Origin of the sequence: Loigolactobacillus jiayinensis (assembly GCF_003946445.1) — a bacterium.
Classification (GTDB): Bacteria; Bacillota; Bacilli; order Lactobacillales; family Lactobacillaceae; genus Loigolactobacillus; species Loigolactobacillus jiayinensis.
The window spans coordinates 85,993-108,465 of the sequence record NZ_RHOF01000001.1; the positions used below are offsets into that span (position 1 = coordinate 85,993).

Genomic DNA, 22,473 nt, shown 5'->3' on the forward strand with positions numbered 1-22,473 from the left:
CATGGACCCAATTCGTGAAAGTTTATTAAAAGTGTCCCACCAAGCAAAATTAGAACGGCGCGGGCGCATCATTGGCTTGTTTTGTATTAGCTTGATTGTGATCGTGGTGGCGGCTATTTTTTATTTTGTGGCCTCACGTGGCTTGGCAACTTTTTATCATGATAAAATCAATTTATGGGATTTCTTGACTAAGCAAGCTTGGAATCCTGGCACCAAAGATAGTCATGGTAACCCAGCAGTTGGTGCGTTACCAATGATTGTTGGTTCATTTTTAGTGACGATTTTTGCGGCGATTGTGGCGACACCATTTGCCATTGGGGCAGCTATTTTTATGACCGAAATTTCACCGCGCCGCGGAATGCAAATTCTTAAGCCAGTCACAGAATTATTAGTCGGTATTCCGTCAGTAGTTTATGGGTTTATTGGTTTGACGGTGGTTGTGCCAGTGATTCGGCAGCTGTTCGGTGGGACCGGCTTCGGTATTCTAGCTGGGACAATGGTATTGTTCGTCATGATCTTACCAACAGTTACTTCAATGAGTGTTGATGCGTTACAGGCGGTGCCACGGTATTATCGCGAAGCATCGTTAGCGTTAGGTGCTACCCGCTGGCAAACAATTTATAAGGTGGTTTTGCGTAGCGCCACACCTGGGCTATTAACGGCGGTTGTTTTTGGAATGGCGCGGGCTTTTGGTGAAGCGTTAGCGGTACAAATGGTGATTGGTAATGCCGCATTACTACCGCATAACTTAGTTTCACCAGCATCAACTTTAACCAGTATTTTAACGATGGGCATCGGTAATACAATTATGGGTTCACTAGAAAATAATGCACTTTGGTCATTGGCCTTGATTCTTTTGCTTATGTCACTGGTCTTTAATTTACTGATTCGCTTGATTGGTCGGAAAGGGGCAATGAAATAATGAACGTCAAACAACAAGATAAGTTAGCGACAGGCATTCTTTATACGATCGCTGGCATCATTATTTTAGTGCTAGCTTCATTGTTGGCCTTCATTTTGATTCAAGGCTTGCCCCACGTGACGTGGCACTTTCTAACGGCACCAGCACGCTCGTTTGAAGCTGGCGGTGGGATTGGTATTCAGTTGTTTAACTCCTTTTATTTATTGGTGTTAGCAATGTTGATTTCAGTACCATTATCCTTAGGTGCAGGAATCTACCTGTCAGAATACGCCAAGAAGAATTGGCTGACGTCATTGATCAGAACATCGATTGAAATTTTAAGTTCGTTGCCCTCGGTAGTCGTTGGGTTGTTCGGCTTTCTAATTTTCGTCATTCAGTTCAAGTTTGGTTTTTCGATTTTATCTGGTGCGCTGGTATTGACGGTGTTTAATTTACCGCTATTAACGCGTAATGTTGAGGAATCACTAGCTAGTATTTCTAGCATGCAACGGGAGGCTGGCCTAGCACTGGGCTTGTCACGTTGGGAAACAGTGATGCGGATCATTGTGCCCGAGGCCTTACCAGGGATCACCACTGGGATGATTCTAGGCGCAGGGCGTGTCTTTGGTGAAGCCGCTGCTTTGATTTATACAGCGGGGCAAAGTGCACCAGCGCTTGATTTCACTAACTGGAATCCCTTTTATATTGCCAGCCCGCTGAATCCAATGCGGCCGGCTGAAACTTTGGCGGTGCACATCTGGAAAATCAATTCTGAAGGGATTATGCCAGATGCAGTGGCAGTTTCCGCAGGGGCATCAGCAGTTTTAATTGTTGCCGTACTGCTATTTAACCTTGGTGCGCGCTGGTTTGGTCAGCATTTATATCAAAAAATGACCGGTACCGGTAAGAAGGGAGCCTGAGCATGAAGGATTATGATTTAACTAAAACGGCAATTAAAACGTTTGACCCAGAAGTACAAGAAATCGCGCTGAGTACGGATGATCTACACGTTTTTTACGGTAGTAAAGAACAAATCAAAGGCGTGTCACTGCAATTTCCGCGCTATCAAATCTCTTCGATCATCGGCTCCTCTGGTTCCGGAAAATCAACTTACTTGCGCTCGTTAAACCGAATGAATGATGAAATTCAAATTGCGCGAGTTACCGGTAAAATTATGTATCGTGGGTTGGATATTAACCAGCCAAAAATTGATGTTTTCGAAATGCGTAAACATATTGGCATGGTATTTCAGCGGCCGAACCCATTTGCCAAATCGATTTACGATAATATTACGTTTGCGCCTATCCGGCATGGTGTCAAGGATAAAAAGGTTCTAGATCAACTAGTGGAAACGACGTTACAGCAGGCGGGTTTATGGAAAGAAGTTAAGGATACACTGCATAAAAGTGCTTTGGCGCTATCTGGTGGTCAGCAGCAGCGTTTGTGTATTGCCCGCGCGATTGCCATGAAGCCGGATATTTTATTGCTAGATGAGCCAGCTAGTGCACTAGATCCTATTTCCACCAGCGTGGTTGAAGATACCTTGGCGCAATTAAAAGCGCATTATACAATTATTATTGTGACGCATAATATGCAACAAGCGGCGCGAATCAGCGACTATACTGCCTTTTTCCATCAAGGTGTCGCGTTAGAATATGCTGAAACCAAGCGTATTTTCACCAAGCCCGCAATTCAGGCCACTGATGATTATGTTTCGGGTCACTTTGGGTAAGTATGGGGTGTCTGAAGTGTTCAGATAAGCACGAAGTAAAAATGATTCAGATTAAGATGTTATCCGCAGAGGGGGACAGATGATGGTAGCAGAAAAAATTATTACTAGTAAAGATGTGCACCTGTACTATGGTGAACGCGAAGCTTTAAAGGGTATTGATCTGGATTTTATGACTCATGAGATCACAGCTTTAATTGGTCCCTCTGGTTCGGGGAAATCGACTTATTTGCGCTTATTGAATCGGATGAACGATTTGATTCCTAATATTCGGATTACCGGCGATATTCGCTTGCACGGCCAAGATATTTACGCGCCAGAGACGGATATTGTTCAATTGCGTAAAGAAGTTGGCATGGTGTTTCAGCAACCAAATCCATTTCCCTTTTCAATCTACGAAAATGTTATCTACGGCTTACGTTTAGCTGGCGAGAAAAATAAAGCGGTATTGGATGAGGTCGTTGAAAGTAGTTTGAAGGCTGCGGCAGTTTGGGAAGAAACTAAGGATGTATTACATCAAAGTGCCTTGTCCTTATCCGGTGGTCAGCAGCAGCGCGTCTGTATTGCGCGTGTCTTAGCAGTTAAGCCAGCGGTGATTTTACTGGACGAGCCAACCAGTGCGCTGGATCCAATTTCTAGTAGCAAAATTGAGCAAATGTTGGTCAATTTAAAGGACACTTACACCATCATTATGGTCACCCACAATATGCAACAAGCCGCGCGGGCATCGGATCGGACTGCTTTTTTCTTGGACGGCCAATTAATTGAATACAGTGAAACGGCGAAGTTCTTCACGGCGCCGGATAAAAAAGAAAGTGAAGACTATATTTCAGGACGCTTTGGTTAGTTTGATTAGCTATAGGGCGACTAAATTAGTTTAGACGGAACTTATCGAGTATAACTTAAAAAGGAGGCAGACAGATGCGGGAAATATTTAGCGAAGAATTGGCAGATCTACATGTACGCTTCTCCGAAATGGGGATGTTGGTTAACGAGGCGGTTTACAATTCGGTTAAAGCATTCGTTAATCATGATCGTGAATTAGCATTGGAAGTGATCCAAAACGATGACGCGATCAACCAACGAGAAGTTGATATTGAAAAGCGCAGTTTTGAAATGATTGCTTTACAACAACCGGTGACCAGTGATCTACGGATGATCGTCACGATTATGAAAGCCAGTAGTGATTTAGAGCGAATGGGCGACCACGCTGTTAGTATTGCTAAGTCAACGATCCGCGTGAAAGGCAATACGCGGGTACCGGAGATTGAGGAAGATATCGCCGCAATGGCCGATGTCGTTAAGCAAATGGTCGAAGATGTGCTGGATGCTTACGTGAAAAAAGATCAACAGCGTGCTCGGGACATTGCGCAGCAAGATCAACAAGTTAACGAAGCGTTCAAAGTGATTTATCAGAAGTGCGTTGAAGAAATGAAGCGCAATCCGCAAACTGTAGTCGGCAGTACGGATTATTTAATGGTCAGCACCTACTTAGAACGGGTTGGCGATTATGTGACCAATATTTGCGAATGGATCGTCTACTTGAAGACAAATAAATTGATTGAATTAAACACAAATAATCAAGAAACTATGTAAATTTGCTGTAAACGTCACTACGACTGCCATAATCGGCAGTCTTTTTTATTTTCCGAAAAAAGCTAAACGTTTTTAAGTTGACTTTAAGTTAGCTCCCTTAGAATTCATTGTAATCAGTTGAGACAAGGATTAGATGATGAGGAGTGAATGTGTATGCAAAGTGAATTAGAGTTACCAACTAAAGTGCATAAAGCTAAACAAACTAGAAAATTAAAGCCCCATCCCCGCGTACGTAAATTAGCGTGGCTGACTTTATCAATTACAGTAGCAATTGGTGTTTGGTGGTTACTGTCAGTACTGCCGGGCACGAAAGAAAGTTTTCCTAACCCAGTAGCGGTAGCGTCAGCGGTCGGTACTATGCTTGGTCGTGGCGTATTATTCAGCGATATTGGCTCCAGCTTATTCTCGGTGATTTGGGGTTTTGTTTTTGGCTTTATCTTCGCCTTACCGATCGCTATTTTAATGGCATGGTACAAACCATTGGAAAATATCATCGGCCCTTGGATTCAATTTATCCGTAGCATTCCGCCATTGGCTTACGTGCCGCTAGTTGTTGTTTCCGCTGGTATTGGCGCTAAAGCACAGATCATTGTCATCTGTATTGCGACTTTCTTAGTCATGACAGTCACCATTTATCAAGGCGTGGTCAACATTGATCCAACCTTGATCAAGGCCGCACGGGTGCTCGGCGCGCGTGATCGTGATATTTTCGTCCACGTGATCGTACCCGCGGCGACACCATACATTATCACCGCCGTTCGCTTAGGCGCGACGACTGCTTTGACCACATTGATTGCGGCTGAGTCAACCGGCGCTGAAGCAGGCCTGGGTATGCGGATCCAATCATTGAGTCAAACCTTTGATATGGCACCAATGATGTTATACATCATTATTATCGGGATCATTGGGATCACTTTAGATAAATTAATTCGGATGTTTGAAAGGAAGGTTACCAAATGGCAGGACAAATAAAATTAGCGATTGATCATGTTTCAAAAACGTATCAATCCGAACGTGGTGAAACAACCGCGATTCATGATATTAACTTAAAAATTACTGAAAATGAATTTGTAACTGTGATTGGGCCTTCTGGCTGTGGTAAATCCACCTTATTGAACATCATTGCTGGACTAGAACCAGCAACTGACGGCAAAATTATTTGTGATGGCCAACCAGTACAAGGGACTGGCAGTGAGCGGGGCGTGGTTTTTCAGCAGTACGCGTTGTTTCCTTGGTTAACGGTACGCCAGAATGTGGCATTTGGTTTGAAAATGCGTAAGGACAAATCAGCTGCAGCGCAGGAACGGGTCAATCATTATATTGAAATCGTTGGCCTCAGTGAATTTGCGGATCGCTATCCCAAAGAATTATCTGGGGGGATGCGGCAACGTGTGGCGATTGCTCGCGCTTATGCCGCCAATCCTGCCGTCTTATTGATGGATGAACCATTTGGGGCGTTAGATGCGCAAACTCGCGGTCAGTTACAGGAAGAATTATTACAGACATGGGAAAAAGAGCAGAAAACCTGTTTCTTCATTACCCATGATGTGGATGAAGCTATTTTATTGGGGCAGAAGATTGTGATCATGAATGCCCATCCTGGCACCGTCAAAGAAGTGGTGGCTGTTGACCTAGACTATCCGCGTAATCAGGAAACACGTTTAAGTGAAGCCTTTCTCGCCATAAAAAAGCACGTCTGGGCGCAAGTTTATAGCAGCGCAGGCGTTTAATTAAAAGGAGCTGAAAAAATGAAAAAGAAACTTTGGGGGTTAATTGCCCTTTTGTCACTGTTTATGATGTTATTCGCCTCATTTGGTAATAGTTCTAGTACCCAGGCCGCCAGCAAGACTGAAACCATTAAAATTGGTTATATGGGTTCAGTTAATAGCGTTGGCCTGGCCGCGATTGCCAAGCAGGCGGGCTATTATGAAAAGCAAGGCTTGAAGGTCAAATTAGTTGAGTTCGCCGATGGGCCATCAGTTATTGCCGCTATGAAATCCGGCAGTATTGATATTGGTGAAATTGGTCCCGGTGCGCACACGCAGGTTGCACAAGGTAACGCCAAAATCGTTATGTTTGACGGTCTGAGCACCTCTGATAAAATCATTGCCAATAAAAAATCAGGCATTAGCTCAATCAAAGATTTAAAAGGCAAGAAAGTGGCGGTTGTTGTCGGGACGACTAGTCAAGTTATTTTAGATGCTGCGCTGAAAAAGGCGGGCATGACTGAAAGTGACGTTAAAGTTGTCAGTATGAGTGTGAACTCGATCGTCAACGCAATGGTTTCTGGCAAAATTGATGCCGCCGCAACTTGGGCACCAGGCACAACTAAAATCAAAGAAAAATTAGGCAAAAATGCGGTTACGTTAGCCACTGATAATGATTTTACTGATTCAATGCCATTTACTTGTTCATGGATCGTTACCCCAAGTTACGCTAAGAAACACAAAGCAACGATCTTGAAATTTGATAAAGCAATGTTACAAGCAATGAACTATCGTGAAAGTGGCGGTAAGAATGCAGCTAAATGGATCGCGAAACAATTAGGCTTTAGTGAAAGCGACGTTAAGAAGCAGATCACTAGCACTGAAAAGATCTACACGTCGAAGCAGTTGGTTAAGCTAATTAATAACGGCAACTTGCTACAGTATTATACCAAGCAACAAAAGAACTTCATCAAGCTGGGTATTTTAAAGGATACCGGTAAGTTGGAAACAGCTAAAGATTACGTGATGACCGATATGATCAAGAAAGCAGCAGCGGCGATTGAATAACTAAATTCAATTTAGATGATTTGATGAGGAGCTGCGGCAAAGCAATTTTTGTCACAGCTCCTTTCAATTAAATTAAAACTTAAAACAATGAGGAGCAATCAATTATGGCTAATTTATTATATATTCCGGTTGAACGGCGTTTATTTGATGCCGCAGCAGCAGACCAGATTTACGACGAAATGTTGATGGTGCTGGCACCTTATCACGCAACGGTTCCAGCACATAATTTAGGCACACCTGAGGAAATGGGTGACTATCTAACCAGTGTTAATCAGCAAGATTTTGCTGGTATCATTTTCCACAATACGTCGTTTACCGGTGCCGAATTTATTGAACAAATTGCTGATCGTTTTCCCAGCACACCAATCTTGTTGGTGGCGTCGCGGGCACCTAGTATTGGTGGCTGGCTGCGCTTAAATGGTGGCACTGGCTTGATCAGTACCGCTAACAGTCTGATGCGGCGCCAGCATGCCTATAGTTACATCTATGGTGATCCAAATGAAGCGGCCGTCCAAACCGCCATCAAGAATTTTAGTCAGGCCGTGACTTTGAAAGCTAAATTAGCTAAGCTTAAAATCGGCGTGGTTGGTACTTATCCGTTAGGCTTTGCCTTTGCCGGTGTTGACGAAGCCGCCTTGCAGGAAACGTTCGGTACCAAGTTATTACATTACGAGGTTGATACAGCATTTGCTGACGCGACGGCGCTACCGGAGACTGATTATCAAGTTGAACTGGATTATGCGCAAGCCCATATGCGGCATCTTGATCCTGAACTACCAGAAACCATTAAATACGTTAAATTTGTAACTTTAATGCACCAATGGCAACAACGTGATGGTTTTAAGGCGTTGGCGTCACGGTGTTGGCCAGACTTTTTCGATAAGTATGCGGCCGCACCTGGCGCTGTCTGGTCACAGCTTTGTGACGAAGGGCTGCCCACTGCAATGGAATGCGATATACACGGCGCTTTAGCCATGTATATTTTGCAACAAATGCAATCCAGCGATGCGCCAGTCTACATGGGCGATATTTCTAGCTTTGACACCAGCGATAACACGATTTCCGTGTGGCATGATTATGGGCCATTTGCCATGGCTAATCCTAAATATGGCGTTGAAACCAGCGTCCATCCTAATCGGAAAATGCCAGTTAGTCCTCAATTTGTACTCAAACCAGGTCGCGTGACGTTATTACGCGTGCACGTTAACGCTGCTGGTAAGTATGAACTGGTTGCGCTAAGTGGTGCTGCCCAGGACGCACCAGCTCAATTTGATGGTGTTTCTGGCCGAATTAAATTAGATGCTCCGGTAGAACATGTTTTCGATGATATTGTCAGCCACGGTTATGAACAACATTATGCGCTGATCTATGGCGATTTTGCCGCAGAAATTAAAACGTTAGGCGCATTGCTGCAGTTACCAACGCATATTTATCAGGAGGTGGCTTATGACACTAGTGACCGCAAGTGAGCTGACTAAGGCTGCACAACAAGCCCAGTACGCAGTGGGTGCCTTCAACGTGACGAGTATCGCCATGGCGCGCGGTGTTGTCGCTGCCGCTGAAGCACAACGCTCGCCAGTGATTCTGCAAATTGGTGAAAAGCAACTCACCAATTACGTGCCATTGGACTTAATTGGCCCCGTGATGTTACAGCTGGCCCACACCGCTAGCGTGCCAGTTGCTGTTCATTTAGATCATGGCTTCAGTTATGACGTGATCATGCAGGCACTAAAAATTGGCTTTAGCTCGGTAATGATCGATGCCTCGCAAGCTGATTTTACGGCAAATGTGGCCCAGACGCGAGCTGTTGTTCAAGCGGCGCACGCACTAGGCGTGTCGGTGGAGGCGGAACTTGGCCCGATGAACCGCGAAGGTGGTGGTGTTGCAGTTGATTACAGTCAATTGGCACACACCTACACTGATCCTAAAGAAGCTGAACGCTTTGTCACCCAAACTAACGTGGACATGCTAGCCGTCGCGTATGGCACCGTTCATGGCGTATATTCGCAGACGCCGCATTTAAGTTTTGAACGGTTACAGCAAATCAAACAGTTAGTCGCGCTCCCTTTGGTGGTTCACGGGGGCTCTGGGCTGGCTGATGATGATTATCAACGTTCAATTGACAATGGTATTTGTAAAATTAATTATTACTCAACGCTTGCCTATCATGTGGCTAACGCAGTTAAGCAACGATTACAACAGACCACAGAACAGACTTTTATTTCCGATGTTGATCAATGGACACAGCAACTAGTTCAAAATGAAGTCGCAGCTAAGCTCAAGGTTTTTGGCTCAGCTGGTCAGATATAAAGCAATACCGTGAAGAAAAATAAACTTCACGGTATTTTTTTGTTCACAAAAATAGTCGCCCTTAGGTGGACGACTAAACTTAATGCTTAATTGAAATTAACGATTTCCGGTAACGGCGTATCGGCTAAGCGTGGGCCTAGCCAGTTGCGATAGTCGGTGGTGATGCCGTTGCCAGCGGCGTTAATGTAGTGGGCAGGCAATACGCGCGTTTGCTGGGCGACAGCAGCTAGTGGCAGTAATTCGTAGTGTGTTTTGGCATTGTGATCTGTCAGCAGGCCGACTAGCTGATCGGTTTGCTCATCAAGTACAGCGGCAACGGCCATTCTGCCAGCGGCAATTGCTTCAGTACGATCGCGCTTAGTTTGGGCGGCAATACTTGCGCGACCAGCTAAACCAGGCTTTTCATTACGTGCTTTGAGGCCTAATTGTTTAGTGACTTGTTCCGCTAAATAACTACCAACCTCACCAAAATAAACAGCACGACCAGCTTTAAAACGAGTAGGAACAATTGATTGACCAGCAGCATTCTTTAAGCCTTCTGCCACGACGACGATGGCCGACCCTTTCTGTGCATAAACAGCTTGGACGTCATGAAGAAATTGTGTTTCGTCAAAGGCGTGTTCGGGTACGTAAATTAAGTCTGGTGCTAATCGTTCGGTCGGCTTAGCAGCTAAAGCGGCGGCAGCAGTTAGCCAGCCAGCGTTGCGCCCCATTAATTCGATAATACAAACATGGATCGGTAAGCTGGCCACATCAGCCGCAATTTCGCGTACTGTTTGGCGAATATAATTAGCGGCACTAAGAAATCCCGGTGCATGATCAATGCCACCGAGATCGTTGTCGATAGTTTTCGGGATGCCTAGCACACTAATGCCAGTGGGGCGACAAGCTGTGGCTAACTTGTGAGCGGTGGTCATGGTGCCATTACCGCCGCTCATTAGTACAAAATCAATTTGATTTTGCTGCAGTATTTTGACTAAGTGTGGATAATCTTGTTGTTGCAGTGGTGTCCGCGATGAACCAATCGCGGTGCCAGGTGAGTGAAGTAAGGCGGCAATTTCCACATCGCTACGCTCGGATAAGGGGATGAAATCTTCACCAAGTAAACCGGCGATCCCGTTACGGGCGCCAAGCACTTCTAAATGTTGTGCTTGGCCGGCTTTGATCACGCCGTATAAGGAGCTATTTAAAACAGCGGTGGGGCCGCCACCGTGAATGACTAATAATCGTTGCATGTTGTGGGTTCCTTTCTGCTGAGACTGGCAATGCGTTTAGTACGCACTAATCTGCGATAACTTTCTGATTAGCAAATTCAAATAGGGCCTGTTCACTCATTTCACGTCCATAACCGGAGTTTTTAATGCCACCGAAAGGCAATTCGGGCTGGGCAACAGCTTGTTGATTGATGAAAACTTGGCCAGTTTCGATGTGTGCTGCGACTGCTTGGGCGTGGGCACTTTCACCAAAGACGGTACCAGCCAGACCAAATTGCGATTGATTAGCTAGAGCAATGGCGGCTTCGTCGGAATCGACCACATGGATCTGACCAACAGGACCAAATAATTCTTCGTCAAAAATTGGATTGTCCGGCGTGATGTTACCCAATAAAACAGGCTTAAAGAAATAACCTGTTTGCTCGGTTACACTACCGCCAGCTACTAGGACTTCGGCGCCAGCACTAATTGCCTGATCGACTTGTTCTTGAATGCGCTGTTGGACTGCGGCTGAAGCTAAAGGCGCCAAGGTAGTGTTTGGCTCACGTGGGTCACCGATTTTTTGTGCTGCAAAGGCCGCTTTAACTGCCGCTGTAAAGGCCGGGGCTACTGCTTGGACAACGATGAAGCGTTTCGCCGACACGCAAACTTGGCCGGCGTTTCGTAGGCGTGAGCCAACTGCCGCTGCGGCTGCCGCTGGCACATCCGCATCAGCTAAAACAACAAATGCATCGTTGCCGCCGAGTTCCAACGTTGATTTAGTTAGCGCTTGGGCCGCTTCACTAGCAACGGCGCGGCCAGCACGGACAGAGCCAGTTAAGGCAACACCTTGCACGCGTGAATCAGCAATGACAGTGGCAGCTTGTTCATTAGTCAAAAATAAGTTTTGCAACGCTGCAGACTCAATATCAGCTGCTTGAACCATTTCGGCAAATAATAACGCACAATCAGCGACGCTGGGTGCATGTTTAAGAATGATTGGATTGCCTAAAATAAAGTTCGGTGCAAATACGCGCATGACTTGCGTATACGGGAAATTCCACGGTTCGATCGTCAATACGATACCAGTAGGCGCGTAACTGATTTGTGCTTGACCGCTACCTTGATATTGACGAACACGAGGTTGTAGCGCTTCAGCACCATGTTTGGCGTAATAATTGGCTACGCCGATGCTGCCATTGACCTCACCATGACTTTCACGTAACAACTTACCCATATTTGCTGTAGCTGTGGCTGCTAAGCGCTTTTCATTTTGCTTAAAAATGGTTGCTAAACGTTGTAACTGTTTAGTTCGTTTTTGCACGCCGGCAAAGCCTTGTTGGCGCGTAGCTTGATAATAGGCGTGACCAGTTGTTAAAGCTTTCTCAATAGTTGCTGGTGTCGCCGTTTGATAGGTGGCACTGATTTTTTCTGTATAAGGGTTGATAACTTGATAATTTACCATTTAAAATGACCTCCAATTGTTATTTGACTGCAGTATAACGAGGCAACCTAAAGATAACCTTAAATGTGATTAAGTTACGATCAGCTCATTAATCCTAGCTACTTGTTTTAACGAACTAGTATTTTTGTAAAAGTAGCCCAGTTACTTCTCTTAGTAGTAGCTTAACCGCACAAAGAAAATCTTTTTACCTTTTAAGTTCGGTTTAAGCTTGTCTGGGTATGCTAGTCTCCAATAAAACAAATGGAGATGAACGTTAATGGAGAATGTAGCGGAACTTGGGGCAACGACAAACCACCACCGCTTGCGCTTTGCTTGGCAAAAATTGTTACCGTGGTTGATCCCCATCGCTATCATTGGTTTCTGGCAACTTGCGGTTAATATGAACTGGATCAGTAGTAGTTTATTACCAGCGCCGTTGGCTGTTGTTCAGGACGGTATTGCGTTGTGGCAAACTGGAGAATTACCCAAGAATATAAGCATCAGTCTTTATCGGGCCACTGCTGGTTTCATACTTGGTGGTAGTATCGGTTTTATTTTAGGCTTGCTCAATGGCTTGTCGCAAACAGCGCGGGCCTTATTTGATTCTTCCATTCAAATGTTGCGGAATATTCCGCATTTGTCTTTGATTCCAGTGGTGATCATTGCTTTAGGCATTGGTGAAACTGCTAAGATTTCACTAGTCACGGTAGGGGTTATGTTTCCAATCTATATCAATACGTTCCACGGTATTACTAGTATTGATCCTGAATTGTTAGAAATGGGCCACGCGTATGGTTTATCCAAGCGGGCATTGTTGACAAAAATTATTTTTCCGGGCGCACTACCCACGATTCTGGTTGGTGTTCGCTACGCATTAGGCGTGATGTGGACCACTTTGATCGTGGCCGAAACGATTTCTTCCAGTTCCGGTATCGGCTACATGGCCACCAATGCACAAGAGTTTATGAATATGGATACGGTGTTGTTGTGTATTGTGATCTATGCCTTATTAGGTAAGTTATCCGATTTAATTGCCAAAGCGCTGGAAAGTATTTGCTTAGCGTGGCAAAAAGAAGGGAGCGTCAAGTAATGCTTAAGCCGTTATTAACTTTAGAACAAGTTGGCAAAATCTATGGTGGAAAAGTTGCGTTGCATGACGTTAACTTCGCTATTTATCCAGGTGAGTTTATTGCGTTGGTGGGAATGAGTGGCGGCGGCAAGAGTACGATTCTACGCTTGATCGCACAACTTGAAGCACCTACAGCCGGTGACATTAAATTTGCTGATCCTAATACCACGGTACGAGTGATGTTTCAAAATGATCGCTTGTTGCCGTGGATGACCAACTTAGAAAATGTATCCTTTAAAAGTAAAAATAAAACCCAGCAGCAGCGCGCTAAGGAAATGTTAAGTGAAGTTGGATTGGCTGATTTTGCTGACAGCTATCCTGGCCAACTATCTGGTGGTCAAAAACAGCGCTTGGCGTTGGCGCGTGCTTTAATGGCGCAACCACAATTATTGCTGCTAGATGAACCATTAGGCGCCTTAGATGCCTTAACCAGACGTAAAATGCAAACCTTTATCGCAGACATTTGTGCCAAACAACACTTAACGACGTTGTTGATCACACATGATGTGGATGAAGCAGCACGGATGGCTGATCGCGTGATCGTCGTTAAAGATGGCACTAATGTGTACGAGGCCGATGGTGCTAAAAATCAAGATACTGCAACTATCGCTACAGTATCGGAACGAATTCTAAACGTTATTTTACATGCACCAGCTACAGCAGCTGGGGTGCATTAGGGGAGTGAGGATGCTGACAGAAGAAAAAACAACAGTTAAGAAAAAGCGACCATACCTTTATGAAGTCGATCTCATGCGGATCTTCTTTATTTTCGGAGTCTTACTCAATCATACAACGACAACATTTGCCCAGCAGATGGTAGCGACTAGTGGTTGGCCGCATGTTTTGTTAAACAGTACGCATTTAATGATTCATTTTACGCGAATGGGTTTTATGTTCATGACTGGTTTGGTTCTGACCTTAAATTATTATCGGCGCGATAATTGGCCGAGTTTCTTCAAAAAACGGTTCGCTGGTTCTGGCTGGCCTTACCTTTTATGGAATTTAGTGTTAATGACTTTTGCCGTGATCGTTGGTATCGGCGGTTTTTCATGGTCAAACTTTGGTAGCACGTATCTAGATGCCATTTTACATGGTGATCAGTTCTATATGTACTATATTTTAGTAACATTGCAGCTATATTTGCTGTTTCCACTGATCGTTAAGTTATTTAAACGACTGCCTAAAGCGCACAATCGCATCTTACTGATCAGTTTCTTGCTTCAGTTAGGGTTAATGGTTGCTATCAAATATGGCTTACCACATGTGGATCATAGTAATTGGTTATGGTGGTTCCGTTCCTATGGTGTCAATGTGTTCACGTACCAATTTTACTTTATCTTTGGTGCCTACACATCGCTACATTATCAGGCGGTTAACGACTTTATTCAGCAGCATATCAAGCCAATTGCCGCCGTTACGCTAACGTTAGGCGTTGGGACCGTTGTTTACTACGCTTGGAATCGAAACTGGCTCGGCTTGTCGCATACCGCTGCCGTGTCACCGCATCAACCGTACATGCTAATTTATGACACCTTAATGATTATTTTTGTTTTCTGGATCGGTAAATGTTACAGCTATTGGCGTCAACATGGTGTTTGGACTTGGTTTGAAAAGTTTGTCCGCAATGGAGCAAAGGTTTCATTTGGGATCTATCTTGATCAAACAATCGGCTTGACCCTTTTAAGTGGGTTGCTGAGTTTGATCAGCGTGCCAGATTGGGCCTTACTTCTATTGATTCCAGTAGGTTATATTTTCGTGGTTGCCGTTTCCTTTGGGATTGCGTGGTTCTGTTATCGCATACCACCATTTGGAATCATGATCGGTCGGCCGCAAGTGCATTTGTTTAAGAAGAAAGGAATGGTGCTTCATGACCACACTAACAAAGAAACTATCACAACAACTAAAAAACAATATGAACGAACCACTGATTAAAGATGAAAACTTGGCCACTTGGTTTACTGGCTTAGATTTACAAGATGACGTTTACCGGTTACGCGATGCTTTTGTTGCCAACAAACTTGGTTATGGCGATCAGATTTTAGTTTGTCTGCCTAATTCTGCCGTTTTTCCAGTAATTAATCAGGCAGCTTGGAATTTAGGCATTATTGTGCACCCAATCTCACCAACAACCCCAATCGCTGAATTACGGGCAGATTGGCAAGAACGCCACTATGCCGGTATTTTATTGGCACCAACATTGGCCACAGCGCTTTCTGGTGCACCATTTATGGCCACACAGCTACAGTTACACACCGTGGCTGAGTTACCGTTCTTGGTTGACCGTGAACAAACCGCTGGGCGTGTGGTTGCTAGTACGCGTTTACCCCAAGAAGACGACTTGGCACTGATTTTAAACACATCGGGGACCACTGGTAAGCCCAAACGTGTTGGCTTAACGCACGCAATGTTGGTCAGCGCCGCCGAAAATGATGTCCGCAGTAATCACATGACGGCAGATGACGTTGCGATGATCACCATGCCGATGTTCCATATTAATGCCCAAGTGATGTCCACATTATCAACACGCTTGGCTGGTGGTAAAATTTTAGTGACGCCAAAATTCAGTGCCAGCAAGTTTTGGCAACAAGTTAAGGATAATGGCGTGACGTGGGTTTCCGTTGTGCCAACAATTATCACTTTCTTATTATTAAATGACAACGCCAACCGTGTTTATCAGGAAAATGCAGCGGATATTCATTTGCGCTATGTTCGTTCATCGTCGTTTGCCTTACCAGAAGATAAATTACGGGCGTTTCAGGATAACTTTAATACGCTAGTGATCGAAGGCTACGGTATGACCGAAGCCGCCAGTCAATGCACAATCAATCCATTTGATGCACCGAAAATCGGTTCCGCGGGGAAAGCCTTTGGCACCGATTTGAAAATTTTAGTCGATGGCGTGCTTAGTGACGAGCCTAACGTACTTGGCGAAATTGTGGTCAAAGGCGATCATGTGATCACCCAATACATGGATCCAAACCCTGATTCATTTAAGCATGGTTGGTTCCTTACTGGCGACCTCGGTTATTTAGACGAAGATGGTTACTTATTCGTCAAAGGTCGGAGCAAAGAAATCATTAGTCGCGGCGGTGAAAAGGTGGCGCCAGCGGCTGTTGAGAATGTCCTAAATGAATTAGACTTTATCGAGCAGTTATCAGTTATTGGCATGCCTGATGAGCTCTACGGTGAAGAAGTCACAGCGGTGGTCATTAGTACCACGCCTGGTCTCGATGAAGCAGCGCAACGCCAAGCAATTTTCGATTACGCCCAAGACCATTTAGCCAAATATGAATCACCAACGCGTGTCGAATTTGTCCGTGAATTTCCGCGCAATATGACCGGTAAAGTCTTACGACCACAGTTACGTGAACAATTATTAACGGCAGGTGTCACTAGATGAAAAAGCATAAATGGCAGTTGGGGTTATTGGTTGTCGCGCTAATCGCGTGGCTGGGGATTGCTTTTTACGGCTATTTACAAACTGATTCTAGTAGCAGCAGCCTAACCACAGTGACTATCGGCTATCAAAAAGCAGATCCTGTGGACATTTCGCGGCAACGGGGTGAACTTGCCAAGAAGATGAAGGCAAAAGGCTATAAAGTTGTCTTTAAAGAATTTTCCGATGGGACGGCCTTAACGACTGCGTTGAAAGCCGGCGATATCGATTACGCCCGCTTCGGCGATACGCCACCGGTTACCGCCCAAGCAAATGGTATGAATTTAGTGTACATTGCTGCAGGATCCTCTAAGGAAAATGGTTCTGGTATCTTGGTTAAAAAGAATTCAAGCATTAAAAGTTTGAAGGATTTAAAAGGTAAACGAATCGCTTATACTAAAGGAACCTCCGCTCAATTTCTGATTATTCAAGCCTTGAAAAAAGCTGGCTTGACCACGGATGACGTTACATTGGTCAACATGGATCAATCGGCCTCTAGTGTTGCATTTGCCAAAGGGAAAGTTGATGCGTGGGTGACTTGGGATCCTTATACCGCCACTGCTGAGGTAGAACAAAACGCTAAGCTGTTAGTTGATGGCACTGGTTTATCGAAAAACCGTGATTTTGTGATATCAACTAGTAAGTACGCCAAAGCACATACTGCTGTCAGCAAGTATCTTGTTTCGTATTTGTCTGACGACATGCAGTGGGCGTCGACGCACCAAAGTAAGCTGATCACCATGATGAGTAAGACGCTGCACTTGTCTAAAGCAGTCATCAAACTGCAAGTCAGCCGCCGCAGCTTCTCAATGGGCAAAGTGACTGCTGCTATCGTTAAGGAACAGCAAAAAATTGCCGATGTGTTCTATCAAGATGGTGTGATCACGAAGCAAATTAAAATCAAGGATGCTTTAATTAAATAAGCGAAAATAAGACTGTGGCATAAATAAAAGGTTCTTTCTGAACTTTGGCTGTTCTATTAACTCATAGGCAGATTTAGTTTGGTTCCATTCCGGCGCTGGCGTATGGAACGCGTGGCACGTTGTCAAGCTAATTTTCTTTCCAATTAAGCCCAATCGGAAAAGAAAATGGATCTTGCCAGCCGCGCATGGTACTAGGCGACCATGGTCACCAAGTACCATCGACACAGCTGATAACGCCAGCGCCTCCATTCCACCTTGGCAGCGTTTGAACATTATTTTGTGAGTTAAATTAAACGTTTAGTTGGTTCAATTAGGATTAACCGGCAAGTTATAGTGATTCGTAGTTTTAAAGCAGATTGTATGCACATAAAAACACCGATAAAACAGTTTTCTGACTGTTTTATCGGTGTTTTACGTTCTAACGCCCACTAACTTTGCCACTTAAACAAATCAACGCTTGAACGTTCAACCATTGCCTGCTGGAATGGAGTCGACAGTGGGCCACTGTCGCTCGTTTCTAGCAACTAAGTTTAGCAAGTATCAGCAACTAGCACTTATCTACTAAACAGTGCATGCTTCCCGTTGTCGATTGAACTATGGCAAGAACCGCCAAGTTCAAGTCGCACTGTCGCTCGTTTTTAACAACTAAATTTGAAAAGTATCAGGGACTTAGCACTTAACTACCCAATAGAACGTGCTTCCCGTTGTCGATTGAACTACGGCAAAGGCCGTCGAGTTCAGGTCGCACTGTCGCTCGTTTTTAACAACTAAATTTGAAAAGTATCAGGAACTTAGCGCTTAACCGCCAAATAGAATGTGCTTCCCGTTGTCGATTGAACTATGGCAAAGACCGTCAAGTTCAAGTCGCACTCGTTCCATCCACTGGCGAGCTTACTCAGCTTACAGCCAAACTTCAGAAAGCACCAAATAAAATTATGTCGCAGTCTTATTTTTATTGCCGAACATTAGCGTTTAAACGTCTCATGGCATACGCTCATTTTCGTGTCAGCAGCTTAGTTGGAAGACTCAGTCCGCAAAGTTTTCTTTTAGGCTTGACCTTGACGTTACGTTAACCTGTAAGCTAACTTATAAGCAAGTCAGTTTTACGAACGGAGGCATAAAATGTATACGATTCAACAACTTGCACAGTTAGCCGGTGTTAGCACGCGGACACTGCGGTATTATGATCAAATTGGCTTGTTGCCGGCAGTGCGTGGCAGTAACGGTTATCGTCAATATGGTGCAGCTGAAGTGGCGCGATTACAGGAGATTCGTTTTTTGCGGTTATTTGATGTGGAGTTAAGTCAAATTCAACAAATCATGCAGCAGTCACCGCTAGCCCGTATGCAAGCATTGCAACAACAGCGTACTAAAATCGTTCAAGAACAGCAGCGTTTATTTTTGTTACTGCAAACGTTAGATCAAGTGCTTGATCCAAAGAAGGGAGTCATGACAATGACCGACGAAGAAAAATTTGCCGCTTTTAAGCAAAAGCAGGTGGCGACCAATGATGCAGATTATGGTGAAGAAATTCGCGCTAAATATGGCGCTGATACAGTGGCCCAGAGCAATCAAAAATATTTAAAGCTGACCACTACTGAAATGGCGGCAATGACTCAAACGCAAGCTGAATTAATGGTCACGTTACAACAAGTGATTGTCGCTCAGGATATTACTGGTACAGCAGCTAAGCGGGTATTCGACTTACACAAGAAATGGCTTAGTTATACTTGGCCAACTTATTTGGCAGCGGCGCACCGTGGCTTAGGTGAAATGTATGTCAATGATCCGCGGTTTACTAAATATTATAATGATGGTGCGCATTCACCAGTGGCTGCGGAGTGGCTGAATCGAATTATTCAGCGGTACGCAACAGATTAAGCGCTAGTTGATTGCAGCCTGTAAATAACGGCGCAATTGGTTGATGGCTACATTTTGCACTCGTTTTGGTGTCACTAGCTGTACCTCACTAAAAATTGGACTGGTTAACGGCCGACTGACTAGCTTGGTGGTCATAAAAGGGGCAGCTGAGCGTTGAAAAAGTAGAGTGACTTGCTGTGAATTGGCAACGACACTTAAGATCGTTTCAATATGGGTGCTTTCAAAGCGCACGTTTGGTGTGAAACCAGCATGCTCGCATAACGTCACTACCTGCTCGTAAACGCCAGAACCAGGCGGCAATAAAGTAAATTCGAAATCAGCTAGTTGAGCGATGCTGATTTCTTTTTTTTGCGCCAGCGGATGAGCGGCTGGTAAAATCACCATTAATTGATCACGATACAGATTTTGACTGCGGTAGTTTTTATTGAGATGGTCGGTTTGCAGATCACGCACAATCACAAGATCAAGGTTGGCGGTGTGCAACTGTTCAATTAATTCAGCGCCTTCTAATTCACGTAAGCGTAAATTAATTTGCGGATAGTCGGCCATAAATTGGGTCAAGGCCTGCATTAACCCATATTGGGCCAAAATAGGGACTGTACCGATCAATAGGCTACCGCGTTTAAGTTCCTGATATTCCTGTAGTTCATTTTGCATTAAATTATATTGCGTGGTGATCAATTTAGCGTAACGATAAAAGGATTCGCCGGCTTCGGTGATCTGCAAGCGCCGGCGATTTTGCGTACTGACTAAGGTGACGCCGACGGTCCGCTGAATTGCTTGTAGTCGCTTGGAAAGCGCGGATTGCGTCAGATTAAGCTGCTCAGCTGCACGCGAAATATTTTTAGTTTGATAAATTTGGATAAAAGCCTGTAGGTCCTCTAAATTCATGTTGCACCCCTTAATAGTCCTAATTGGAATAATGATAGGCCAAAGCTGATTTGTTCGCAAACATTTGAACTGCTAAACTTAAAAGTGCTTAGAAAAGGATTTGGCCGCTGTGATGGCACTTTTTGCTGTGTTCAGGCAAGTCAATATTAGAACTGATTAGAAATCTAAAAATAATGTAAGTTATCAAAAAATGGAGGAAGCAAACATGCGGCGAATTATTATTGGCGTAACTGGCGCATCTGGCACGATTTACGCAATTGATCTATTACAAAAGCTGGCGCAGTTACCTGATGTGGAAACGCATCTGGTCCTGAGTCAGTGGGCCAAACAGAATCTAGCGTTGGAAACTGATTTCACTTTAAAACAAGTGGAAGCGTTGGCTGATGTTAATTACAATATTAATGACCAGGGGGCTGCTATTGCCAGTGGGTCATTTTTAAATGACGGGATGATAATTGTGCCGGCTAGTATGAAAACAGTGGCTGGCATCGCAACCGGTTATGGCGAAAATTTAATTTCACGTGCGGCTGACGTCGCGTTAAAAGAACAGCGTAAATTAGTTATTGTACCGCGCGAAACGCCATTTAGCGTGATCCATTTGGAGAACTTAACTAAGTTAGCGCGGCTTGGGGTCCAAATTATCCCACCGATTCCTGCTTTTTACGATCGTCCACAAACGATTCAAGATCTTGTCAACCACCAGACAATGAAACTATTGGATGCCTTAGCAATTCCTAACCATGCCGCACCGCGTTGGCAGGGAGCAGGGGTGACTAAATGAGTAATGTGACGTTTAGTGTCAGCAAAAGTGGCTACACAATGACGGTGTTGGTACAACAAATCGGACCTGATCTATTGTTAACTATTATTGGCGGTGACCATCCACATATTGGCACTGTAACCACGTTTAGTGCCACCACCCCGCTGACAACAGTCCGTTTTCCCAGCCACGATGGCCGTGTGCACAAGGACGATGTTTTGGCGCAAACATTGGCGCAACAGCTCAAAGCACAGGTTAGTGGCAGTTGTACGATCACTGCTGGGGTGCACGTAGATCAAATTAGTCAGCAACAGATCAAGGCAGCGGCTGGAATGGCGCAAAATTTAGGCCAACAAGTTAGTGCATGGTTGGTGCGCCACCCAGTGACTAAGGCGGCGCCACAGTATTACTCTGATCAAGAGCAGCCGCGCTAATCTAGGTGGTCTAGTTAGGTTTAGTCAATAATTATAAAAACTTCCTCCAAAAAGCGGTATTACTTTTATAGAAATATATTGTATAATAAAGCTATAAAATGTGATTGGAGGAAGGACGCCAATTGGTACCAATCAATTGCTGTCTGCGTAAAATGACGACTAAACAGCGTAATAAAGCGGTAAAGCTAATTATTAGATGTATCGATCAGCATAACAATATTTTACAACCTGATCTGCTTAAATATGGTTATAAATATAGTGATTACAGTGTTAGTGCGCCTGATTTAGCTGCTCAAGGTTACCTGCCAATTGCTTCCAACGTGGTTACCGGCTGCTTAAATGAGAAACAACAACGGTTAACCTTTGTCTATCGATCGGTAGATGGCCTTCTTTGATCGGGTTGTTTTTAGTGGTGTAAAATTAAAAAAATAATAACTAAACGAAGACGCTCACAGTGCACAGGCTGTGAGCGTCTTTTGAATTTATTATCTGTTGTTAGTTGCCAACTTGTTGGCGTTCTAAGATATTGCCCCGCTTGGCATCAATACGCAGGCGGACAGTGTGGTGTGCACGACTGTGAATCAGTAGATCGTAATAAGTGATGCGACGTTGGCGGTCCAGCGTGTAAGCCACCAAATGACCATCATTGATTTCACTGATGGCCACTTGTTTGATTTGATCTAGTGACTTTAAACCACGTAAACTGATAACCTCACGCTTGGCATTTTTGGCTGACAATTTAGTGTGCTTTTGATCAGTAATAATTGGCTGCATGGCATTAACCGATAAGCGGTAATACTGTTTCTTTTGCCGTGCTTGCACATGATATTGATAAAAGCGGCCTTGCTTTTTCAGCGTTACTTTTAAAATCTGCGCGTGGGGCAATTGTTCACGGATCAACTTCACCACTTGCTTGGCTGAGACCTTAGCCGCAAACACGCCTTGACTCGGATCTTGACGATAAGGCGCAGCTGCTTTTTTAGCTGAGTTTGGTTCAACAATACCACAACCGCTGAGCAAAATTACGAGTAATAATAGCGGCCATAAACGGTTAACTTTCACGGTGAATTCC

Annotated in this window: 23 protein-coding genes; 19 read left to right on the forward strand and 4 right to left on the reverse strand. The window is 44.5% G+C overall.

Annotated elements, in window-relative coordinates:
• Position 1: 1 nt before the first annotated feature.
• The 10 genes from pstC (at position 2) to EKM80_RS00430 (ending at position 9,310) form a co-directional block, all read left to right on the forward strand.
• Positions 2–922 (forward strand): phosphate ABC transporter permease subunit PstC, encoded by a 921-nt coding sequence (pstC, locus tag EKM80_RS00385; RefSeq protein ID WP_125551108.1) that lies wholly within the window; start codon positions 2–4, stop codon positions 920–922.
• Positions 922–1,821 (forward strand): phosphate ABC transporter permease PstA, encoded by a 900-nt coding sequence (gene pstA / locus EKM80_RS00390; protein ID WP_125551109.1) that lies wholly within the window; start codon positions 922–924, stop codon positions 1,819–1,821. Before pstC ends, pstA begins: the two co-directional genes overlap by 1 nt.
• Positions 1,822–1,823: 2 nt before the next feature.
• Complete coding sequence (pstB, locus tag EKM80_RS00395) at positions 1,824–2,633, forward strand: phosphate ABC transporter ATP-binding protein PstB (RefSeq protein WP_125551110.1); 810 nt, start codon at positions 1,824–1,826, stop codon at positions 2,631–2,633.
• A 79-nt stretch (positions 2,634–2,712) separates the two neighbouring features.
• Complete coding sequence (pstB, locus tag EKM80_RS00400; protein ID WP_191985915.1) at positions 2,713–3,477, forward strand: phosphate ABC transporter ATP-binding protein PstB; 765 nt, start codon at positions 2,713–2,715, stop codon at positions 3,475–3,477.
• A gap of 74 nt (positions 3,478–3,551) precedes the next feature.
• Entirely contained in the window at positions 3,552–4,226 is a 675-nt protein-coding gene (gene phoU, locus EKM80_RS00405; RefSeq protein ID WP_125551112.1) for a phosphate signaling complex protein PhoU, read from the forward strand.
• Positions 4,227–4,379: 153 nt separating this feature from the next.
• Positions 4,380–5,198 (forward strand): ABC transporter permease, encoded by an 819-nt coding sequence (locus EKM80_RS00410; RefSeq protein WP_125551113.1) that lies wholly within the window; start codon positions 4,380–4,382, stop codon positions 5,196–5,198.
• Positions 5,183–5,956: an ABC transporter ATP-binding protein gene (locus tag EKM80_RS00415; protein WP_125551114.1), complete on the forward strand. Its 774-nt coding sequence runs from the start codon at positions 5,183–5,185 to the stop codon at positions 5,954–5,956. Before EKM80_RS00410 ends, EKM80_RS00415 begins: the two co-directional genes overlap by 16 nt.
• A gap of 18 nt (positions 5,957–5,974) precedes the next feature.
• The gene (locus EKM80_RS00420) at positions 5,975–7,000 is read left to right on the forward strand and encodes an ABC transporter substrate-binding protein (RefSeq protein WP_125551115.1); all 1,026 of its coding nucleotides are present in this window, start codon (positions 5,975–5,977) and stop codon (positions 6,998–7,000) included.
• A 104-nt stretch (positions 7,001–7,104) separates the two neighbouring features.
• Positions 7,105–8,469 (forward strand): hypothetical protein, encoded by a 1,365-nt coding sequence (locus tag EKM80_RS00425; protein ID WP_125551116.1) that lies wholly within the window; start codon positions 7,105–7,107, stop codon positions 8,467–8,469.
• On the forward strand, positions 8,447–9,310 hold the full coding sequence (locus EKM80_RS00430; protein ID WP_125551117.1) for a class II fructose-bisphosphate aldolase: 864 nt from the start codon (positions 8,447–8,449) through the stop codon (positions 9,308–9,310). The genes EKM80_RS00425 and EKM80_RS00430 overlap by 23 nt, the downstream gene beginning before the upstream one ends.
• 86 nt (positions 9,311–9,396) lie before the next feature.
• On the opposite strand, the gene EKM80_RS00435 is transcribed toward EKM80_RS00430, so the two are convergent.
• Together EKM80_RS00435 and EKM80_RS00440 are read right to left on the reverse strand one after the other, a co-directional pair.
• Positions 9,397–10,545 (reverse strand): diphosphate--fructose-6-phosphate 1-phosphotransferase, encoded by a 1,149-nt coding sequence (locus EKM80_RS00435; RefSeq protein ID WP_125551118.1) that lies wholly within the window; start codon positions 10,543–10,545, stop codon positions 9,397–9,399.
• Between the two features lie 46 nt (positions 10,546–10,591).
• On the reverse strand, positions 10,592–11,968 hold the full coding sequence (locus EKM80_RS00440; protein ID WP_125551119.1) for an aldehyde dehydrogenase family protein: 1,377 nt from the start codon (positions 11,966–11,968) through the stop codon (positions 10,592–10,594).
• A 256-nt stretch (positions 11,969–12,224) separates the two neighbouring features.
• Here EKM80_RS00440 and EKM80_RS00445 point away from each other — a divergent pair, with 256 nt between their 5' ends.
• From EKM80_RS00445 to EKM80_RS00470, 6 genes are all read left to right on the forward strand, one after another.
• Positions 12,225–13,037, forward strand: coding sequence for an ABC transporter permease subunit (locus EKM80_RS00445; protein ID WP_125551120.1), 813 nt, complete (start codon positions 12,225–12,227; stop codon positions 13,035–13,037).
• Positions 13,037–13,753: an ABC transporter ATP-binding protein gene (locus tag EKM80_RS00450; RefSeq protein ID WP_125551121.1), complete on the forward strand. Its 717-nt coding sequence runs from the start codon at positions 13,037–13,039 to the stop codon at positions 13,751–13,753. Before EKM80_RS00445 ends, EKM80_RS00450 begins: the two co-directional genes overlap by 1 nt.
• A 10-nt stretch (positions 13,754–13,763) precedes the next feature.
• The gene (locus EKM80_RS00455) at positions 13,764–15,008 is read left to right on the forward strand and encodes an acyltransferase (protein ID WP_125551122.1); all 1,245 of its coding nucleotides are present in this window, start codon (positions 13,764–13,766) and stop codon (positions 15,006–15,008) included.
• On the forward strand, positions 14,944–16,476 hold the full coding sequence (locus tag EKM80_RS00460) for an AMP-binding protein (protein ID WP_125551123.1): 1,533 nt from the start codon (positions 14,944–14,946) through the stop codon (positions 16,474–16,476). Before EKM80_RS00455 ends, EKM80_RS00460 begins: the two co-directional genes overlap by 65 nt.
• Positions 16,473–17,435 (forward strand): aliphatic sulfonate ABC transporter substrate-binding protein, encoded by a 963-nt coding sequence (locus EKM80_RS00465; protein WP_125551124.1) that lies wholly within the window; start codon positions 16,473–16,475, stop codon positions 17,433–17,435. The genes EKM80_RS00460 and EKM80_RS00465 overlap by 4 nt, the downstream gene beginning before the upstream one ends.
• A 1,122-nt stretch (positions 17,436–18,557) precedes the next feature.
• Entirely contained in the window at positions 18,558–19,316 is a 759-nt protein-coding gene (locus EKM80_RS00470; RefSeq protein ID WP_125551125.1) for a MerR family transcriptional regulator, read from the forward strand.
• A gap of 3 nt (positions 19,317–19,319) precedes the next feature.
• Here EKM80_RS00470 and EKM80_RS00475 read toward each other — a convergent pair whose 3' ends face one another.
• A complete protein-coding gene (locus tag EKM80_RS00475) occupies positions 19,320–20,207 on the reverse strand; it encodes a LysR family transcriptional regulator (protein ID WP_125551126.1) in 888 nt (295 codons plus the stop codon).
• Positions 20,208–20,412: 205 nt separating this feature from the next.
• On the opposite strand from EKM80_RS00475, the gene EKM80_RS00480 reads away from it, so the two are divergent.
• The 3 genes from EKM80_RS00480 (at position 20,413) to EKM80_RS00490 (ending at position 21,796) form a co-directional block, all read left to right on the forward strand.
• Positions 20,413–20,988 carry a UbiX family flavin prenyltransferase gene (locus EKM80_RS00480; RefSeq protein ID WP_125551127.1) on the forward strand — a complete coding sequence of 192 codons (576 nt, stop codon included), beginning with the start codon at positions 20,413–20,415 and terminating at the stop codon, positions 20,986–20,988.
• Complete coding sequence (gene lpdD / locus EKM80_RS00485) at positions 20,985–21,401, forward strand: prenylated flavin chaperone LpdD (protein ID WP_125551128.1); 417 nt, start codon at positions 20,985–20,987, stop codon at positions 21,399–21,401. Before EKM80_RS00480 ends, lpdD begins: the two co-directional genes overlap by 4 nt.
• Before the next feature lie 122 nt (positions 21,402–21,523).
• On the forward strand, positions 21,524–21,796 hold the full coding sequence (locus tag EKM80_RS00490) for a hypothetical protein (protein ID WP_125551129.1): 273 nt from the start codon (positions 21,524–21,526) through the stop codon (positions 21,794–21,796).
• Positions 21,797–21,896: 100 nt separating this feature from the next.
• On the opposite strand, the gene EKM80_RS00495 is transcribed toward EKM80_RS00490, so the two are convergent.
• Positions 21,897–22,463, reverse strand: a complete 567-nt coding sequence (locus tag EKM80_RS00495) for a hypothetical protein (RefSeq protein WP_125551130.1) — start codon at positions 22,461–22,463, stop codon at positions 21,897–21,899.
• Positions 22,464–22,473 lie beyond the last annotated feature (10 nt).

What these genes read in the sequence shown, in the direction of transcription:
- pstC (WP_125551108.1), top strand. Translation starts at nt 2, where the DNA reads ATGGACCCAATTCGTGAAAGTTTATTAAAAGTGTCCCACCAAGCAAAA.
- pstA (WP_125551109.1), top strand. Translation starts at nt 922, where the DNA reads ATGAACGTCAAACAACAAGATAAGTTAGCGACAGGCATTCTTTATACG.
- pstB (WP_125551110.1), top strand. Translation starts at nt 1,824, where the DNA reads ATGAAGGATTATGATTTAACTAAAACGGCAATTAAAACGTTTGACCCA.
- pstB (WP_191985915.1), top strand. Translation starts at nt 2,713, where the DNA reads ATGATGGTAGCAGAAAAAATTATTACTAGTAAAGATGTGCACCTGTAC.
- phoU (WP_125551112.1), top strand. Translation starts at nt 3,552, where the DNA reads ATGCGGGAAATATTTAGCGAAGAATTGGCAGATCTACATGTACGCTTC.
- EKM80_RS00410 (WP_125551113.1), top strand. Translation starts at nt 4,380, where the DNA reads ATGCAAAGTGAATTAGAGTTACCAACTAAAGTGCATAAAGCTAAACAA.
- EKM80_RS00415 (WP_125551114.1), top strand. Translation starts at nt 5,183, where the DNA reads ATGGCAGGACAAATAAAATTAGCGATTGATCATGTTTCAAAAACGTAT.
- EKM80_RS00420 (WP_125551115.1), top strand. Translation starts at nt 5,975, where the DNA reads ATGAAAAAGAAACTTTGGGGGTTAATTGCCCTTTTGTCACTGTTTATG.
- EKM80_RS00425 (WP_125551116.1), top strand. Translation starts at nt 7,105, where the DNA reads ATGGCTAATTTATTATATATTCCGGTTGAACGGCGTTTATTTGATGCC.
- EKM80_RS00430 (WP_125551117.1), top strand. Translation starts at nt 8,447, where the DNA reads ATGACACTAGTGACCGCAAGTGAGCTGACTAAGGCTGCACAACAAGCC.
- EKM80_RS00435 (WP_125551118.1), bottom strand. Translation starts at nt 10,545, where the DNA reads ATGCAACGATTATTAGTCATTCACGGTGGCGGCCCCACCGCTGTTTTA.
- EKM80_RS00440 (WP_125551119.1), bottom strand. Translation starts at nt 11,968, where the DNA reads ATGGTAAATTATCAAGTTATCAACCCTTATACAGAAAAAATCAGTGCC.
- EKM80_RS00445 (WP_125551120.1), top strand. Translation starts at nt 12,225, where the DNA reads ATGGAGAATGTAGCGGAACTTGGGGCAACGACAAACCACCACCGCTTG.
- EKM80_RS00450 (WP_125551121.1), top strand. Translation starts at nt 13,037, where the DNA reads ATGCTTAAGCCGTTATTAACTTTAGAACAAGTTGGCAAAATCTATGGT.
- EKM80_RS00455 (WP_125551122.1), top strand. Translation starts at nt 13,764, where the DNA reads ATGCTGACAGAAGAAAAAACAACAGTTAAGAAAAAGCGACCATACCTT.
- EKM80_RS00460 (WP_125551123.1), top strand. Translation starts at nt 14,944, where the DNA reads ATGACCACACTAACAAAGAAACTATCACAACAACTAAAAAACAATATG.
- EKM80_RS00465 (WP_125551124.1), top strand. Translation starts at nt 16,473, where the DNA reads ATGAAAAAGCATAAATGGCAGTTGGGGTTATTGGTTGTCGCGCTAATC.
- EKM80_RS00470 (WP_125551125.1), top strand. Translation starts at nt 18,558, where the DNA reads ATGTATACGATTCAACAACTTGCACAGTTAGCCGGTGTTAGCACGCGG.
- EKM80_RS00475 (WP_125551126.1), bottom strand. Translation starts at nt 20,207, where the DNA reads ATGAATTTAGAGGACCTACAGGCTTTTATCCAAATTTATCAAACTAAA.
- EKM80_RS00480 (WP_125551127.1), top strand. Translation starts at nt 20,413, where the DNA reads ATGCGGCGAATTATTATTGGCGTAACTGGCGCATCTGGCACGATTTAC.
- lpdD (WP_125551128.1), top strand. Translation starts at nt 20,985, where the DNA reads ATGAGTAATGTGACGTTTAGTGTCAGCAAAAGTGGCTACACAATGACG.